At 60.7% G+C, this 16,972-nt stretch carries 13 protein-coding genes; 6 read left to right on the plus strand and 7 right to left on the minus strand.

Annotated features, from left to right (window positions below):
• Positions 1 to 183: 183 nt before the first annotated feature.
• Positions 184 to 948, plus strand: a complete 765-nt coding sequence (locus O3A94_02570) for a zinc ribbon domain-containing protein (protein ID MDA1355134.1) — start codon at positions 184 to 186, stop codon at positions 946 to 948.
• Positions 949 to 953: 5 nt separating this feature from the next.
• A complete protein-coding gene (locus O3A94_02575; protein MDA1355135.1) occupies positions 954 to 3,986 on the plus strand; it encodes an AAA family ATPase in 3,033 nt (1,010 codons plus the stop codon).
• A gap of 159 nt (positions 3,987 to 4,145) precedes the next feature.
• Here O3A94_02575 and O3A94_02580 read toward each other — a convergent pair whose 3' ends face one another.
• Positions 4,146 to 5,732 carry an AMP-binding protein gene (locus tag O3A94_02580; GenBank protein MDA1355136.1) on the minus strand — a complete coding sequence of 529 codons (1,587 nt, stop codon included), beginning with the start codon at positions 5,730 to 5,732 and terminating at the stop codon, positions 4,146 to 4,148.
• Between the two features lie 10 nt (positions 5,733 to 5,742).
• Positions 5,743 to 6,759 (minus strand): cyclase family protein, encoded by a 1,017-nt coding sequence (locus O3A94_02585; protein ID MDA1355137.1) that lies wholly within the window; start codon positions 6,757 to 6,759, stop codon positions 5,743 to 5,745.
• Positions 6,760 to 6,835: 76 nt separating this feature from the next.
• Here O3A94_02585 and O3A94_02590 point away from each other — a divergent pair, with 76 nt between their 5' ends.
• On the plus strand, positions 6,836 to 7,720 hold the full coding sequence (locus O3A94_02590) for an SMP-30/gluconolactonase/LRE family protein (protein ID MDA1355138.1): 885 nt from the start codon (positions 6,836 to 6,838) through the stop codon (positions 7,718 to 7,720).
• Between the two features lie 531 nt (positions 7,721 to 8,251).
• Here the strand turns inward: O3A94_02590 and O3A94_02595 are convergent.
• The 4 genes from O3A94_02595 to O3A94_02610 form a co-directional block, all read right to left on the minus strand.
• Positions 8,252 to 8,665: a Zn-ribbon domain-containing OB-fold protein gene (locus O3A94_02595; GenBank protein ID MDA1355139.1), complete on the minus strand. Its 414-nt coding sequence runs from the start codon at positions 8,663 to 8,665 to the stop codon at positions 8,252 to 8,254.
• Between the two features lie 100 nt (positions 8,666 to 8,765).
• On the minus strand, positions 8,766 to 9,947 hold the full coding sequence (locus O3A94_02600) for a hypothetical protein (GenBank protein ID MDA1355140.1): 1,182 nt from the start codon (positions 9,945 to 9,947) through the stop codon (positions 8,766 to 8,768).
• Positions 9,944 to 11,197 (minus strand): aminotransferase class I/II-fold pyridoxal phosphate-dependent enzyme, encoded by a 1,254-nt coding sequence (locus O3A94_02605; GenBank protein MDA1355141.1) that lies wholly within the window; start codon positions 11,195 to 11,197, stop codon positions 9,944 to 9,946. The genes O3A94_02600 and O3A94_02605 overlap by 4 nt, the downstream gene beginning before the upstream one ends.
• 40 nt (positions 11,198 to 11,237) lie before the next feature.
• Positions 11,238 to 12,209: an NAD-dependent epimerase/dehydratase family protein gene (locus tag O3A94_02610; protein MDA1355142.1), complete on the minus strand. Its 972-nt coding sequence runs from the start codon at positions 12,207 to 12,209 to the stop codon at positions 11,238 to 11,240.
• A 190-nt stretch (positions 12,210 to 12,399) separates the two neighbouring features.
• On the opposite strand from O3A94_02610, the gene O3A94_02615 reads away from it, so the two are divergent.
• Positions 12,400 to 14,223 carry a hydantoinase B/oxoprolinase family protein gene (locus O3A94_02615; GenBank protein ID MDA1355143.1) on the plus strand — a complete coding sequence of 608 codons (1,824 nt, stop codon included), beginning with the start codon at positions 12,400 to 12,402 and terminating at the stop codon, positions 14,221 to 14,223.
• On the opposite strand, the gene O3A94_02620 is transcribed toward O3A94_02615, so the two are convergent.
• Complete coding sequence (locus tag O3A94_02620; protein ID MDA1355144.1) at positions 14,220 to 14,654, minus strand: response regulator; 435 nt, start codon at positions 14,652 to 14,654, stop codon at positions 14,220 to 14,222. The two genes, O3A94_02615 and O3A94_02620, sit on opposite strands and share 4 nt — an antisense overlap.
• A gap of 108 nt (positions 14,655 to 14,762) precedes the next feature.
• On the opposite strand from O3A94_02620, the gene O3A94_02625 reads away from it, so the two are divergent.
• Both O3A94_02625 and O3A94_02630 read left to right on the plus strand, forming a co-directional pair.
• Entirely contained in the window at positions 14,763 to 15,608 is an 846-nt protein-coding gene (locus tag O3A94_02625; protein MDA1355145.1) for an SDR family oxidoreductase, read from the plus strand.
• 393 nt (positions 15,609 to 16,001) lie between these two features.
• Complete coding sequence (locus tag O3A94_02630) at positions 16,002 to 16,961, plus strand: LLM class F420-dependent oxidoreductase (protein MDA1355146.1); 960 nt, start codon at positions 16,002 to 16,004, stop codon at positions 16,959 to 16,961.
• The last annotated feature ends 11 nt before the right edge of the window (positions 16,962 to 16,972 follow it).

The raw sequence follows: 16,972 nt of genomic DNA on the forward strand, positions 1-16,972 counted from the left end.
ACCCGAGGGCCGTCGCTTCGTACCGTGCAAGACTGCGCATGGTAGGCAACAGCGCCACGCTTGGGCATATCTGCGATCGTGAATTGGGTGCCGTGTCATAGCAAGCGCTTCTGGTTGCACGGCTTGGCCTCGAAAGGCTAGCATCCCTCGCTTGCGGTTCCTGCAACGAATTGAGAACGCTTTATGAATTGCTTGGCGTGTGGCGCGGAGACGCCCGTCGACAACCGCTTTTGCGGCGCCTGTGGCGCACCCCAGGTAATTGCCTGCTCGAGCTGCGGCACGGAAAATCCGGCGGCCAACAAATATTGTGGCGGATGCGGCGCGCCGTTGCACGGCCAGCCCGAATTGAAAGCTGCGGCGGCGGCGAAATCCACGCCGACGGAGCCCGAGAAAAATGCTCCCGACGCGCAAAAGGCGCCCGAGGCCGAAGCCGAGCGCCGCCAGCTCACGGTGATGTTCTGCGATCTGGTGGGCTCGACCGCACTGTCAGGCCAGCTCGATCCAGAAGATTTGCGCGAAGTGATGCAGGCCTACCGGGAGACCTGCGCCGCGATGATTGAGCGTTTCGACGGCTATGTGGCGAAATACCTTGGTGACGGCGTGTTGGCCTATTTTGGCTATCCGCGCGCTCATGAAGAGGACGCCGAACGCGCGGCGCGGGCCGGCGTGGCGATCCTTGAGGCGATGGCTGATTTGAGTGCGAAGCAGGGCGCGCGTGTTGCCGCGCCGCTTGAAACCCGCATCGGCATCGCCACCGGCCTGGTGGTGGTCGGAGACATGGGTAGCGGCGACACGCGCGAGAGCATGTCGGTGATGGGCGAGACGCCCAATATCGCCGCCCGCTTACAGGCTCTGGCAGACCCTGGACAGATCGTGGTGGGCGCGTTGACGCGCCGCCTGATCGGCTCGGCTTTCGCGTTTGAGGGGATCTCGGCGAGCGTGAGCTAAAAGGCGTGGCGCTGCCGCTACGCGCCTTTGCGGTGCGTTCCGAAGAGGGCGCCACGGTGGAACAGACGGCCGAAGATGCGCCGCTGTTGGGGCGCGAAGTGGAAATGGCGCGCCTCGAAACATGCTGGCGCGAGGTCAAGGACGGACACGGCCAAATAGCGCACATCTCCGGCGAGCCCGGCATTGGCAAATCGCGCCTCATGCGGGCGCTCCGCGATATCGTCGCGGCGGATGGCGGCGCCTGGATCGAATGCTACGGCTCGCCCTATCATGGCAGCACGCCGTTCCATCCGCTGATCGAATTGCTGCGTAGCTCGGCCGGGCTGGCGCGCAGCGACGCGCCGGAGGCGCGTCTGCGCAAGCTGGAAGCGCTGATGGCGCGGCTCGCTCTCGATGCGGCGGAGCACCTGCCGATAGTGGCGGCACTGCTGTCGCTTGAAGATGTCGGCAGCTACGCTGCGCCGGAGCTCAGTCCGCGCGCCTTGAAAGAAAGAACCCTCGCCACCATCTCGGCGTTTCTCACCGCCATCGCCGCGCAGCAGCCGGCTGTGATGGCGCTCGAGGACTTGCACTTGCTCGACGCCTCGTCCTTGGAAATGCTGGATTTGCTGAGCGTCGAGATCAAGGATCTGCCGATCATGCTGGTGACCAGCCAGCGCAGTGAGTTTAACCATCTCTGGCCGAAAAATGCGGTGGCGGCCGCCGACTTGGCGCTCAAACGGCTCGACAGTGATGCCAGCGCCGCGTTGATCGCGCATATCGCCGGTGACAAGAAACTATCCGACGATGTCAGCGCGCAAATCATTGTGCGCACCGACGGTATTCCTTCTTTCATCGAGGAAGTGACAAAGACCATCCTCGAAGCCGGCGTTCTACGCGAGCGCAAAGGGCGTTATGAAGCTAAAGGCTCTGTACCGGAACGTTTGATACCGGAAACTCTCAAGGATTCGCTGATGGCGCGGCTCGACAGCCTCGCCGACGCCAAGGAGTTGGCCCAGATCGGCGCCACCATCGGGCGCAGTTTCACTCATGAGCTGATCGAAGCGGTGGCCAAAACCGAGGCGGCGCTGCTGGTCGCCAATCTCGGCACGCTCAATGCCTCCGGCCTTATCGAGACTTTTGGCGAAGCGCCGAATGCGATTTACAGCTTTAAGCAGGCCCTGGTGCAGGAGGCGGCCTACGAAACCCTGCTGCGCCAGCGCCGGCAAAATTTTCACGAGCGGATTGCCCAGGCGCTCGAGGCGTCGTTCCCCGAAATCGTCGCCGCCCAGCCGGAATTGTTGGCGCATCATTACGGTGTCGCCGGGCGTAACAGAAGCGCCACCCAATATTGGATGCAGGCGGGCGCCCGGGCGCGCAAGCGGTCGGCCGAGATCGAGGCAATCGAGCATTTCAGCATGGCGTTGGAACTTCTCGACAAGGCGCCCGAATCAGCCGAGCGCACGGCGCAGGAGCTGACCTGCTGGACGGCGCTTGGCCAGGCCCATCTCATCACTCAAGGCTATGCCGCCGAGGAAACCCACGCCGCCTTCGAAAAAGCATATGAGCTGAGCGGACATGTCAAAGATCTGCAGCAGCAATTCCTCAGCGCCTGGGGCATTCTCGCTTATCACTTTATACGTGGCGATATGGCGCGTGCGCTTGAGCTCAGTGATGAATCGATTAAGCGCGCCGAGGCCTCGGGCAATCAGAGCTTCCGCGCCGTTGCGCTCGGCAGCCGCGGCATCATCCTGCATTCGCTCGGCGAATTCGAACGTTCGGCGGATCAGGTCAAGCGTGGCTTGGCGCTGTACGGGCCGGAAGCACAGGAGGAGATGGCGCGCTTGTTCGGCCTCGACGTCGCCGTCTTGAGCACCGCCTATGGCGGGCGCAGCCAGTGGATCCGGGGCTATCCCGATCAGGCTCTGGAAATGGTGGAGCGTTCCGTCACGCTGGCGCGCGAGCGCGGGCGACCGTTCGATCTGGCGACGGCGCTTTCAACCGGCACAGGCTATGCGCGCCTATTGCGCGGCGAGGTCAGCGAGACGCGCAAATGCGCCATCGAAACCATCGAGATTTCCGAAGCGCATCATTTTCCGTATCTTCATGCGCGCGGCCTGATCGAGCTCGGCTGGTGTCATTTGCAGGAAGGCGACATACAACTCGGCATCGAGCGGCTCGAGGAAGGCATCGCCAAATTCCGCGCGACCGGCGCGCTCACCACCATGCCGGCGGCGCAGGTGCTGCTGGCCGAAGCGCTCGGCGCATCGGGGCAGGCCGAGGAGGGCTTGCGGGTGATTGACGAAGCGCTTGCCTATATCAATGAAAGCGGAGAGCGCGATAGCGAAGCCGAATTGCACCGCATTCGCGGCGTTCTGCATCTCGCCAGCGGCACCGATAATGCGGCGCAGGCGGAGGTCAGTTTCAACAAGGCGCTGGAGGTCGCGCGTGCACAGAAGGCGCGCTCCTGGGAGCTGCGCGCGGCGACGGCGCTGGCCCGCCTCTATCACGATAGCGGGCGCACGGAAGAAGCGCGTGACCTTTTGGGCCCGCTCTACGCCTGGTTCAAGGAGGGGTCGGAGAGCGCCGATCTGAGAGCCGCGCGGGCGCAGTTGGAACTGCTCGCAGCGACGGTCCGCGACGGTGACAAGGTGCGCATTCACTACACCATCCGCTCAGAAAGCGGCAAGATGCTCGACCGCACGAGATCCTCAAGCCCGGCTGAAGTGACGGTTGGCGGCGGCGAATTGCTGCAGGTGGTAAGCCAAGCCCTGATCGGCATGGTGCCGGGCGGCAAAACGACGCTCACGCTGACCCCGGCGTTGGCGTTCGGCGAGCGCGACGAAGACCGCATGATCCATGTCCCGCGCGCTTCTGTGCCGGAACAGGCGAAGGCGGGCGATATTTTCACGATCCAGCATGACGGCCAGTCCGTGTTGATCACGGTGCTTGAGATCGAGGATGATTTCGCCACCTGCGACCTTAACCATCCGTGGGCCGGCCAGACCTTGAGTTACGAGATTAAGCTGCAGAAGATTTTGCCAGGCGGCAGAGGCTAGAAACTGCAGTAAAAGGCCCTTCTGCCCCGGCGGGGAGGAAGGGTTTGGCTTGGCGGGGCGAACTTTGCGCGCGCCGCGCGCTTTGAATCCCCCTCTCCCCAGCCCTCTCCCCTTGGGAGAGGGTTTTGTAACGTTAGGAATTTGCGACGGTCCAACTTACTAAAACAAATCCTTCAACCGGTTCTTCTGTAATTTCCCGGTACTGGTCAGCGGTAAATCCGCGGCAGTTACGAATTTTACCCGGCGCGGTACTTTATAGACGGCGAGGGTTTCACGGCAGAGGGCGAGCAAGGTTTCAGCCGCGACTTCGTCCCGCGCGACGATCACCGCGGCGACGATTTCGTCACGCCGGGCGTCCTTGAGGCCGATGACATAGGCGAGTTCTACCGCCGGATGGCCGATCAGCACTTCTTCGATTTCGGCGGGCGACACGTTGATGCCGCCGGTCTTGATCATCTCTTTGGTGCGGCCGCGGAAGTAGAGATAGCCGTCAGCATCGAAAAAGCCGAGATCGCCGGTGCGGAAATAACCGTCCGCATCGAACGCTTCGGCGGTTTTCTCCGGGTCTTTGTAATAGCCCGGCGTGACATAGCCCTTGAGGCGAATTTCGCCAGTTTCGCCTTGCGGCAATAGGCGGCCCGTCTCCATGTCTGCGATGATGATATCATTGCCGGGAAGCGGCCTGCCGATGGTCTCTGTGCGCAGCGCCAGGCTGTCATGGGCGTCGTTGGCCGTACAATTTCCATAGGTTTCGGTAAGGCCATAAACCTGGCAGACCTCAGGTACGCCCAGATTGGCGAGGCCACGAATCTGTTCGGGCGAACCGATGGTCGCGCCAGTGCGGAGCGACGAAAGATCGCGCCCGGCACAGTCGGGATGTTCTTCCAGTGCCAGGGTCATGTTGGGCGTGCCGTAAAAAACGCTGCAGCGTTCGGCCTCGATTAAACGCAGCGCTTCGCCGGCGTCGAAATGCTCCTGCAATACGATACAGGCGCCGTGCGTCCAGACGGCAAACAGCGCGTTTTCGCAGCCCAATCCCCAAAAGAGCGAGACCGCCAGCCAGAGGCGATCATCCGGCACCAGGTGCAAGCGCTCGCCAATGCCCCACATATTTTCGATCAAGGCGAAATGCTGCAACAGCACGCCTTTGGGCAGCGCTGTGGAGCCCGAGGTGTAGAGGAGACAGGCGACGTCTTCGCCCTTAACCGCTGCCTGGGCGGCGTCGATCTCGCTGTCTGGCACATCGACGCCGATGCGCCATAATTCCTCGAACGCGTCCATGCCATCCGGCGGTGCGCCGTCGCGGAGGCAGAAAATTCGCTCTAGGCCGCTTAAGTCGTATGTGTCGGCACGCGCCTCTTCGATCAGAGCGATGTAATCGCGCTTCAAAAAGCCGGACGACATCAGCAGCATGCGGCATTCCGAATGGCTCAGTTGATAGGCGAGCTCGCGCGCCGTCGCCCAGGTGTTGGCCGCCACCATCACGCCGCCCAAAGCCATGATGGCAAAATCGGCGAACAGCCATTCAGGGCGATTGCCCATCAGAATGGCAACCTTGTCGCCACGCCTGACGCCGGCGGCGTGGAGGCCCTTGGCCAAAGCCCGGGTGCGGTCGCGAAACTCAGCCCAGCTATAACGCTCGGCGCCGCCGACCAGCGCTTCGCGCTCCGGATAGCGCGCCGCCATCTCATCGATCAGCGCCATCCCGGTCTTCGCTTTTGGCATTTCCATCACAGGGGTGCTCATACCTTGGCGCTCATACCGTGGCGACCGGCGTTGCCGGCGAGCCGACCGCTCCCGGCATGCGCAGGGGCGGCGCTGTGAGGAAGAAGCGCGAACGTCCGTTCTCGCGCAGCCAAGCGGCGAGCTCGCTCAAATGCCAGAGCTCGCCGAGCGGCACGCCAACCTTGAACAGACAATGCTCGTGCAGCGGCAAAACCGGGCCGCGCTCGGTCATTTCGCGGGCCACGGAAGAGGATTGCTCGACCGCCACATTATCGGAAATGAGGGCGGCCAGGCCGCTCCCGCTGATCCAATTGAGGAGTTTCTTATCGCCGCCTTCCAACACCGTACAGATGGCGCCCACAGGTTCGGGATTGGGCGTCGCCGCCGCCGCAACGATACGGTCGGCAAAACCGGTATGGAGACAGACGAGATCACCTTCGTGCACCTCAACATCATCTTTTTTCATGATCGCCATAAGCTCGTCATAGCCGACAGCGCGCCGTTCATCGCCGCAATGGCTGCGCAGGTCGATCATCACGCCGCGCCCTTGAAGGCAGGATTCCGCCATATGCTGAATGCCGAGATTGACCGCGCCGACTTCGCCATACAGCCCCTCTCCAGCCTCGGACACCACTTTGAAACCGTTGTAATAGACATGCTCGGGCGTGCCGTCGCCATCTGCGTCGAACAATGCGCCGATATGGGCGAAGCTGTCCCATTGAGTCGAATATTGGCTGTGGATCAACATTGCGTCGTCGCACAGCAGATCGGTTTGCAGGGGATTGTCGCGCCGCACTGGACCGTCGAAGGCGATCTCGCCCTCGCGGATGACCGGTTTCAACTCGGGCGGCAGGCGGCTTGGATTGATCGAATTACCGCCCGGCAGGTTGAGCGGCATACTGAGGCAGAAATTGCGCCCGGTGCGCACTTCTTTCACCGCTTCAAGCACACGGTCCGCGGTTAACAGATTGATGCGGCCCAATTGATCGTCGGGGCCGAAATCGCCCCAGTTCGAGCCTTCGGGCCGTATCTTCCAACGCTTGTTCATTTTATCTCCCCAGACGACAGGGCGTGATTATGCCGCAATCGAAGCCATGGTACAGTGCGGAAAAGGGGAAATGTGGATGAATGATATTGGCGACGGCGTGACGGTGGCCGCGAATACCGAAGACGTGCTCGGCGAGGTGCCTGTATGGGACGCGGACAAGGCATGCCTCTGGTGGACCGACGTGTTCCGTCCGGCGATCCACCGCCTCGATGTGGCAAGCGGCAAGGTAGATAGCTGGACGCCGCCCGACAAGGTGCATTCGTTTGCGCTGCGGGAAAGTGGTGGGCTGGTGATCGCCGGGCGCAAGGGATTCGCGCTCTATGATCCCGAAAGCGGCGTCTATGAACCGTTGCACGATCCGCGCGCAGATACCGAGGGCACGATGCTCAACGATGGCCGTGCCGATCGCCAGGGCCGTTTCTGGGCCGGCACCATGGACAAAATGCTGAAGCGTCCGTCAGGCCATCTCTATCGTTTGGACACAAACCATAAAAGCCATGCGGCGGCGGACGGCATCACGCTCGCGAACGGCGTTGCCTTCTCGCCTGACGGACGCACGCTTTATTGCGCCGACAGCTTGCTCAAAAAACTATACGCCTATGATCTAGAGCCCGAGACGGGCGCGCTCTCGAAACGGCGCGTGTTTGCGAAAACCGCCGCGGTCCCCGGTATCCCCGACGGCGCCACTGTGGACGCAAAGGGCAATCTTTGGAGTGCCCGTTTCGATGGCGGGCGCGTGGTGCGTCACGGGCCGGACGGCCATGTGGTGGGGGAGATCCTGTTACCGGTTTCGCGCGTGACCTCCTGTGCGCTCGGCGGCCCCGATCTCAAAACCCTCTATGTGACGAGCGCCTTCTTCCGCCTGACAAAAGAACAACGTGCAGCGGAACCGCTTGCGGGCGCGCTATTCGCAGTGGAAGTGGACGTGCCCGGAATTCCGGAGCCGTACTACCGCGGATGAATCAGGTGGAGTGTGGCCGACCGTCGCTCTCGACATTCGGCCAATGGCCGAAGGCGAAGACCCAAAGCCAGACGATATTTACGAGCGGTATTAGGAACAGGAGATACAGCCAGCCACTATGTCCAGCTTTTCGTAAAACCCAGATTGAAGGCACATACGGTAGTATTAAGAACAATAATATTAGTATGAGTTGCCAAACACCAAAGCTCATGTCGCTCCTTCCTCAGTCGACTATTGGGCCAACCTGGGCTCTAGTCTTGGGCCAACGGGAAGCTGCAAGAAAGAGCCAGAATAAAAAGATACCGACCCAAGGTATGAAGATGAGAATTATCCATCCTCTGTTGCAACCGGTTCTGGAGATAATTTTCCAGCACGGAATCCCAACTAAAACTGTGAATATTATCCAAGTCAGTATTGTCGACATTTGAGAGCCCAAAGTTGATTGCTAATAGGCGTCTAGCATCATAATTTTTTAATTCTTTCAGCGATAGCACCCATAAGTCGTGGAGTACGCATATTTTCCTGGTGACATTATCGGGAAGCTGCCCGAAACCTCGGCAGCGTCACATCTTTGGTTACGTCGTCGAACATCACTTCGACCGCCATGCCGACGGTGATTTTATCATTTTCCACGCCGATCAGGTTGGCGGTCAAGCGGGGGCCTTCTTCGAGTTCGATTTGGGCGGCGTTGTAAGGGAGGTCGTCCTTGAAGGCGGCGAACCATTCTTTATGCACAACCGTCCAGGCGCTGACGCTGCCTCGACCTGATGCCTGGCGCCAGCCAAGGTCATCGGAAAAACAGAATGGACAGACCGGGCCCGGCGGCAGATGCACTTTGTTGCAAGCGTTGCACTCAGCGAGCAGCAATTCATGGCGGCGGCAGCCTTCCCAGAAAGGCTCGGTGTCCGGCGTCATCCGGGGCAGGGGTTTCTGATTGATGTTCATCGTGTGAGTTCCCTTCTTTTTTTTACCCTCAATCGCCGGGCGGGCGCCTCCGCGGTCTTGGCTTTGGCGCGCTTGCCGGAATTCAAGGGGCATTCCGGTGCTATCGCCTAAATATTAGGGAATCGCCCCAGGCGGTGCCCCATTGCAGATGCTCCGCGTCCTTGATCTGGCGTTCGCCGCAGACGCCGCGCAATTGGCTGGCGATTTCATAGACTGAATTCCAGCCGCCGATATGGCCCTCGCATAAAAGGCCGCCGGAGGTGTTCATCGGCAGGTCGCCGCCTAGCTCGATGCGCCCGTTCTGGGCCCAGCCGGCGGCCTCACCGGGGGCGCAAAAGCCGAAGCGTTCGAGAACGAACAACGGCAGCGGCGAGAACGCGTCATAGGTATAGAGGCCGTCGATATCATCGCGCTCGATGCCGGCATTCTGGTAGACGGCGAGATCGCGTGAGTCGGGGCCGGTCCGCGCGTTCGATTGCTGATTGAGGCCCATGCCGCGCGGCGCGAAGATAAATTCATCGCGCCCGCTTCTTAGACCCTGCATGGCAGAGATATAGATCGGCTTCTGCTTGAGGTCGCGGGCGCGTTCGGCGCTGGTGACCAGGATCACCACGGCGCCGTCGGATATCAGGCTGCAATCAAACAGGCGCAAAGGATCAACGATCATGCGCTGGCTTTGATGGTCATCAAGCGTGAGCTCGCCCTTGCCATAGGTATAGGCGTGCGGATTGAGCTGCGCGTGTTTGCGAAAGGCGATCGGCACTGCCGCGAGCTGTTCGCTGGTTGCGCCGTAGAGCGCCATGTAGCGCTGGTAGGCCAGCGCCGCGCCGGCAGCGGGCGCGGTGAGGCCGTAGGGCGGGTTTTCGCCATGCGTGCCGCCGCCCTCGCGCGTGCCTTCCATATCACCCGGGCCGCCCAAAATATCACGCTCGCGGGTAAAGCTGATGGCGGTGACACAGGCCACCACATCGGCCATGCCCGAGATCACGGCCAAGGCGGCATGTTGCAGCGTGTAAGCGATAAACCGGCCATGCGTCCACATCTGGGTGACATAGCGTACGTCAAGGCCGTAAGCCTCGGTGATCTGGTCGTAGTCGAGGCCAAGCGGCCAGCCCAAATGAAGCGACAAGCCGTCGATATCGCTGCGCTCGAGGCCGCTATCGGCAAGCGCGCCCTTGAGCGCGGTAGCGCCGAGCTTGAGCTGGCTATCGGGCAGGAAGCGGCCGAATTGGCTGCGGCCAATGCCGACGATGGCAACTTTGTCGCGGACGATGTCATTCATGCGGAACCACTCATTTTCTTTTGCTGTTCGGCGAAAGCGGCAAGTACGCTGAGCGCCGCATCGATATCGGCTGCCGTATGATCGGCAGATATTTGGAAGCGAATTTCCTCATCGCCCTTCGGCACGACGGGGAAGTTCAGCCCGGTGGCGAGAATAGCATTGGCGCGGAGATATGCCACCAGGGCCGATGTCGTTGCGGTATCCCGGACCATCAAGGGCACCACCGGATGGGCGCCGGCGATGGTTTCGAAGCCGAGCGCGACGAGGCCGGCTTCGAAGCGCGCGGTCACGGCGCGGAGATGGGCGAGTTTGGCGCGGCCTTCCTGCGAATCGACGATCTCCACGGCGCGCAGAGCCGCCGCCGCTTCGCCCGGCGTGATCGGGTTGGAATAAATGTAGAAAGGCGAGGTTTCGCGCAGGTAATCGATCAGCGTGGCGCTACCAGTGACATAGCCGCCATTGACGCCGAAAGCCTTGCCCAATGTGCCGATCAGCACATCGACCGGCGGTGCGGCGCAATATTCCTCGGTGCCGCGGCCGGTCTCGCCAAAGGCGCCGACGCCGTGCGAATCATCGGCCGCGACAATGACGTTTTCGGCATAGGCGGAATCATGTTTTTGCGCCAGCGCCATGATTTCGTCGAGCGGCGCATGGTCGCCGCGCATGCTGAAGATGCCGTCGGTAATCACCACGGCGCGACGGCACGTTTCTGCGCATTCGCCCAATATGCGGTCGAGCGCGGCGAGATCGAGATGGGGGTAGACGCGTTTTTCTTTGGGCCGCGATAAGCGGACAGCGTTGATAATGCAACTGTGATTGAGCGCGTCGCTGATCACAACGGTTTCACTGTCGATCAATTGCGGCAGCACGCCCATGACGGTGGCGTAGGCGGAGCTATAAATCATCGCCGCCTCGCGGCTGTGAAAGCGCGCCAGGCGTTGCTCGAGCGCGGTATGGGGCGCCCAGGTGCCGCTGATAAAGCGCAGCGCGCCGGGTCCGGCGCCGATCGCCCGCACCGCTTGTTCCTCGGCGCTGCGCACATCGGCATTGAGGGACATGCCGAGATAGCTGTTGGAATTCATCCGGAGATAAGCCCGTTGGCCCTCGCCGGCCAGTAGATAGCGCGGGCCATTGGCGCCAGACGACGCCAGCACGCCGGAAAATACCGTCTCGGCGCCTTTGGCGCGGCCGGTGGATTGCATTTCGCGCACATCCGCCGCCAATTTCTGTTGCAAGCGCTCGATGGGCATGGTCGCCTCCTTTGGCTTCTGGCCTGCCGGGCTGGTGGCTTCAGGCCTGCCGGGCCGGACTTTTCAACTTTTCGCCGAGCTTTTCCAGCATGTCCTTAACCGTCGCCGCCATATCATATTTCGGGTTCCAGTCCCATTCGGCGCGCGCCGCGCTGTCGTCGATGGCGCGCGGCCAGGAGGCGGAAATCGCCTGACGCACCGGATCGACTTCATAATCGACGGCGAAGGCGGGGATGGATTTGCGGATTTCGGCGGCGAGTTCCTGCGGCGTGAAATTCATCGCAGTCACGTTGAAGGCATTGCGGTGGCGAAGGCGCGCCGGATCGGCTTGCATGAGCTGGATGATGCCGTCGATGGCGTCCGGCATGTACATCATGTCGAGGCGCGTATCGGCGGCAAGGAAACAGGTGTAATGGCTGTAACGCACCGCCTGATAAAATATATCGACCGCGTAATCGGTAGTGCCGCCGCCGGGTGGCGCGATATGGGAAATCAGGCCGGGCAGGCGCAAGCCGCGAACGTCGAGGCCGAAGCGCTCGAAATAATAATCGCACAATAATTCGCCGGCCACTTTGGTGACGCCGTACATGGTGATCGGGCGCTGAATGGTGGTCTGCGGTGTGGCGTCGCTCGGTGTGGACGGACCGAAGGCGCCGATCGAGCTTGGGCAGAACACCGACGGGTTGTTTTGCCGCGCCACTTCAAGCACGTTGTAAAGTCCGCCCAGATTGATCGACCAAGCCATCTGTGGGCGTTCCTCCGCGACCGCCGAGAGCAATGCCGCCATATGGTAAACCGCGCCGATTTCGTGACGGCGCACCACATCCTGGATGGCCAGAGGCTGCGTGCAATCGACCTGCTCGAACAGGCCTTCAAAGGCGCCTGCCGCGGGAATACGAACGTCGGAAGCCACGACCCGATCCGCGCCATAACGGCGCTTCAGCGCGGGAACCAACTCGGAACCAATCTGGCCGAGCGCGCCCGTGACGAGGATATTCTTGGCTTCATTCATGTGCCTTGGGTAACTGGAATTCCACATTTTCTCAATGAATTTGCCTGTTCGGTGGCCTGAGTAGGGATTGGGTTTGCTTGTCGGACAGGCCAGGTTCGACATCCTGACGACCACCGACGCATTATATGATTCTGTTGCGCCAGCCGTGTAGGCCGCGCACTATTTGTGCTCATCAAAAAGGTGGTTTGATATGCTGGCGGCACAACAAAACAATAATGCCGGTGGCAGCCGGGTGGGCGATGGCGCGCGTATGGCGATCCTCTCCAACCGGCTGGAGGCGATCGCGCGGCGGATGCAGAACACACTGTTTCGCACCGGCCGCTCGGGTGTGCTCAACACCGCGCATGATTTTTCCTGCGTTATCCTGACCGCCGATTGCCGGTTGCTGTCGGCGGCGGAGAGCCTCCCCATTCATGTCATGATCGGTCCCGATATCATGGCGCGCGAGGTGAAAGCGCGTCATCCGGAACTCAAGCGCGGCGATGCCTTCCTGCACAACTCGCCCTATCACGGCAATTCCCATCCGGCGGACCATTGCATCATTGTGCCGGTGATCGACGATGCCGGCGTGCATCGCCTCACCGTGCTGGCCAAGGCGCATCAGGCCGATTGCGGCAATTCCGAGCCCACCACCTATATGGGCCATGCACGCGATGTCTATGAGGAGGGGGCGCTGATATTCCCGGCCGTCAAGGTGCAGGAGGATTACCAGAATATCGAAGATATTATACGCATGTGCCGCATGCGCATCCGTGTGCCCGATCAGTGGTGGGGCGATTATTTGGCGGCGCTGGGTGCAGCGCGCATTGGCGAGCGCGAGCTGTTGAAACTGGGCGAAGATATCGGCTGGGAGGCGCTTGAGGAGTATGTCGAGAACTGGTTCGATTATTCCGAGCAACGCATGATTCAGGCGATCTGCCGCCTGCCGAGCGGGACCGTAACCGCCAGTTCGGCGCACGACCCCTATCCTGGGGTGCCGGATGGAATCCCGACAAAAGTAACGCTCAAGGTGGATGCCGAGGCCGGGCAAATTCAGGTTGATCTGCGCGACAATCCGGACTGCCAACCCTGCGGCCTCAACCTCTCCGAAGCGTGCTCGATCACCGCCGCCATGGTCGGCATATTCAACGGCATTAAGGATCATACCGTGCCGCCCAACGCCGGCAGTTTCCGCCGTGTTGAGGTGTTGCTGCGTGAGAATTGCGTCACTGGGATTCCGCGCCACCCGCACAGTTGTTCAGTGGCCACTACAAATTTGGCGGACCGCGTCTCCAACCCAACCCAGCGCGCCCTGGCCGAACTGGCGGAGGGATTCGGCATGGCTGAGGCGGGCCCGATCATCCCGCCCGCATGTGGTGTCATATCTGGGCGCGACCCACGCCGGGGCAACGAGGTTTTTGTCAATCAGTTGGTTCTCGGCGTCACCGGCGGCGCCGGCACGCCGGAGGCCGATGCTTGGATGCCGATCGTCCATGTCGGCAATGCCGGCATGTGCCGCCAGGACAGCATCGAGGTCGACGAGCTTTCGCATCCCTTGCACGTGCCGTGCCGGCGGCTGCTCACCGATACTGAAGGCGCTGGGACCTATCGCGGCGCGCCCAGTATCGAAGTGGAGTTCGGCCCCAGTGAGGACAATAGCCTGCGTGTGCTGTACGTCGCCGATGGCACGATCAATCCGGCGGCGGGTGCGCGCGGCGGTTTGCCGGGCGGCCCGATCCAAATATTCAAGCGCGGCGCCAATGGTGACGTAACGCCGCAGGCTGCATACGGCGATGTCGAGCTGATGCCCGGCGAAACCATCATCTCTATTTCCTCGGGCGGTGGTGGCTATGGCCCGCCGGCTTCGCGCGACGTTGATCGGGTCCAACAGGATCTTGACGAAGGCTTGATCACGCGCGAACGCGCCGAGAGGGTTTACGGCCTTGCATTTGATTCCGCCGGCGACGTGGACATGGCGGCTACCGAACTACAGCGACGGAAAATTCGGGCGGTGGCTTCGGGCGGCTCAGACTAGTGCTTGCCAGTCTGGCGGCCCAGTGCTTCCCAGACAAAGCGAGCAAGCAATCTGAGCGGGACCGGTTTTTCGAGCACAGCGAAGACGGAAAGACCGGCTTTGTTGGCGACACGAACGCTGTCGTCGAAGCCGGACATCATAATTATTTTGGGCCGCCACGGCAGGTCGACCATCAGCTTGGCTGCGGTGAGGCCGTCCATGGCGGGCATCTTGATATCCAGGAGAATGACGGAGGGCTGCACGCGCAAGGTTTCGCTGAGCGCCATTTTACCATCGCCGGCTTCCACCGATCGGATGCCTTCCATGGTCAGGAAATCAACGATCTTCGATCGTAGAGACGCGTTGTCATCGGCGACCAGCACGATATCCGTACCTGCGCTGAGAGACTGGTTCGCCATATCGGTACCTGCGGTGAAAGACTGGTTCGCCATCGATCCTTTCCGCTTTTTTGGGCCGAGCCGCACTACAGCTGCAATCTGCAGGACAATTTCCGAGCACATACCGTATCATATGAAGACAATTTATAGAACAGCGATACAATGACCAATAAGAACTTTCTCGTGAGCGGTGGAACCGACGGTATCGGTCGGATCACGGCAACGGAATTGGCGCGAACCGGCGGCGAGGTTATCTTAGTTGGCCGCGACCGCGCCAAAGCCGAGCGCGTCGTCGCCCAGATCAAGCGCGATAGCGGCAACGAACGGGTCGGTTTCGAACTGGCCGATTTGTCCTCGCAGGACGACATTCGCGCTCTGGCCAACCGCTTAAACGACCGTTTGGAGCATCTAGATGTGCTGGTCAATAATGTCGGCGCCTGGTTTCAGCGTCGGCAGTTGAGCGTGGATGGCATCGAGATGACGTTCGCGCTCAGCCATTTGGGCTATTTTCTGCTAACCGGCTTGTTGCTCGAAAAGCTGAAGCGGGCACCAGCGGCGCGCATCGTTAATGTGTCCTCGATAGCCCATCGTGGGCCGCAGATCGATTTCGACGACCCGCAAGGCGCCGAGCGCTTTTCCGGTTGGCGCGCCTATCACGCGTCGAAGCTCGCTAATATTCATTTCACCCTTCGTCTCGCTGAAATGCTGGATGGTGGCTCGGTTACCGTCAATTGTCTGCATCCTGGCTTCGTCGCCAGCAAATTTGCCCATAATAACGGCGGTTGGCTCAAATGGTTGATGATGGTGGTGCAGCAGCTTGTTGCCATCAGTGAGACGAAAGGCGCGCGCACCAGCGTGCATCTGGCCACCGCGAATTCGGTCGCAGGCGTGAGCGGCAAATATTTCAACAAATGCAAAATCGACAAAAGCTCCGCCGAATCGCATGACAAAGAAGCGCGCGAACGATTGTGGCAGCTCAGCGAAGAACTGACGGGTTTCAGTTATTGATGCGCCTGATTTGCCGCTGAGGGGCGCCCCTCCCCGTGACGAGCGCATAGATAGGTGGCGGCGCGACTCGCCATCCGCCGCTTTCCATACCGTCTTTGCCGGCGCTTCTAAGCGAAACTAGGCGTGTCCGGGCGCCGTTCTTAATCACAATTTCTGGTGAGCCGAGAATGTGTAACCGCCGCGCCGCGTGTTGTCTCGGGCCGCTGCCGGCACTGGCGGCGTCTCTAGGTTCGATCATCCATTCGCCGATAAACGCCAGGCGTTTCATGCGCCGATTCCTGTGCTGATTCCTGTGCTGATTCCTGTGCCGATTCCTGTGCTGATTCCTGTGGTGAAGTAGCCGTTCTCGTTTATAAACAAGGGCGCGCAAAGAACACCAAGGAGAACCAGATCATGGAATTCGGCTTCAATATTCCGACTGCCGGGCCGCTGGCCACGCCCGAAGCAATCAAACAATTTGTCGAACGCGGCGAAGCGTTGGGCTTTACGATTTTCGCCATTGCTGATCATATAATTATCCCGCGCAATTTCCGCCCGGTGTATCCGTACACGCCAACTGGCGAGACGGATTCATTTGCAAGTGGCGCGGCACTGGAGCCGCTCGCTCTCATGGCATCGCTCGCCATGATGACGAAGAAAGCTCGGCTGCTGACGTCAGTCCTGGTGCTGCCCTACCGCGAGCCGGTCCTCACAGCGAAGATATTTGCCACCATCGATGTGATGTCAGGCGGGCGTGTGGTCGCCGGTGTCGGCGCCGGCTGGATGGAAGAGGAATTCAAGGTCGTTTCAGCGCCGCCGTTCGCAGCGCGCGGCAAAGTAACAGACGAGTATATCGAGGCTTTCCGTGCCATGTGGACGAGCGAAGAGCCGAGTTACAGCGGCGAATATGTCAATATTTCAGATATCTATTTCCGTCCCCGGCCCGTGCAGAAACCGCATCCACCGATCTGGATTGGCGGCGATAGCATGGCGGCGCTGCGCCGCACCGCGCGTCTCGGCGACGGCTGGTATCCGGTCGGCATAAACCCCAAACACCCGCTCAATACCGTGCCGCGCTTTGCCGTGCGGGCTAAGAAATTGCGCGACATGACGGAACAGGAAGGGCGCGACCCCGACGCGATCGAGCTGTCCTTTTGGGCTGTGTGGTACCGCGAGGATGACCCGGTTACGGTCGATGACGGCAGCCGCCATATCCTGCTCGGCAGCTCGGAACAAACGGCTGAGGATGTCGCGCGGATGGCGGAAATTGGGGTCAAGAGTATGGTGTTCAATTTTATGCGGCCATCGCTTTCGCAATCGCTCGACGCGATGGAGCGCTTTGCCGCCGAGGTAATGCCGATAGCAAGAGGCTGAGCCGGACCTGA

The sequence above is a fragment of the Pseudomonadota bacterium genome (genome assembly GCA_027624955.1).
Classification (GTDB): domain Bacteria; phylum Pseudomonadota; class Alphaproteobacteria; order UBA828; family UBA828; genus PTKB01.

What these genes read in the sequence shown, in the direction of transcription:
- O3A94_02570 (MDA1355134.1), top strand. Translation starts at nt 184, where the DNA reads ATGAATTGCTTGGCGTGTGGCGCGGAGACGCCCGTCGACAACCGCTTT.
- O3A94_02580 (MDA1355136.1), bottom strand. Translation starts at nt 5,732, where the DNA reads ATGAGCACCCCTGTGATGGAAATGCCAAAAGCGAAGACCGGGATGGCG.
- O3A94_02585 (MDA1355137.1), bottom strand. Translation starts at nt 6,759, where the DNA reads ATGAACAAGCGTTGGAAGATACGGCCCGAAGGCTCGAACTGGGGCGAT.
- O3A94_02590 (MDA1355138.1), top strand. Translation starts at nt 6,836, where the DNA reads ATGAATGATATTGGCGACGGCGTGACGGTGGCCGCGAATACCGAAGAC.
- O3A94_02595 (MDA1355139.1), bottom strand. Translation starts at nt 8,665, where the DNA reads ATGAACATCAATCAGAAACCCCTGCCCCGGATGACGCCGGACACCGAG.
- O3A94_02600 (MDA1355140.1), bottom strand. Translation starts at nt 9,947, where the DNA reads ATGAATGACATCGTCCGCGACAAAGTTGCCATCGTCGGCATTGGCCGC.
- O3A94_02605 (MDA1355141.1), bottom strand. Translation starts at nt 11,197, where the DNA reads ATGCCCATCGAGCGCTTGCAACAGAAATTGGCGGCGGATGTGCGCGAA.
- O3A94_02610 (MDA1355142.1), bottom strand. Translation starts at nt 12,209, where the DNA reads ATGAATGAAGCCAAGAATATCCTCGTCACGGGCGCGCTCGGCCAGATT.
- O3A94_02615 (MDA1355143.1), top strand. Translation starts at nt 12,400, where the DNA reads ATGCTGGCGGCACAACAAAACAATAATGCCGGTGGCAGCCGGGTGGGC.
- O3A94_02620 (MDA1355144.1), bottom strand. Translation starts at nt 14,654, where the DNA reads ATGGCGAACCAGTCTTTCACCGCAGGTACCGATATGGCGAACCAGTCT.
- O3A94_02625 (MDA1355145.1), top strand. Translation starts at nt 14,763, where the DNA reads ATGACCAATAAGAACTTTCTCGTGAGCGGTGGAACCGACGGTATCGGT.
- O3A94_02630 (MDA1355146.1), top strand. Translation starts at nt 16,002, where the DNA reads ATGGAATTCGGCTTCAATATTCCGACTGCCGGGCCGCTGGCCACGCCC.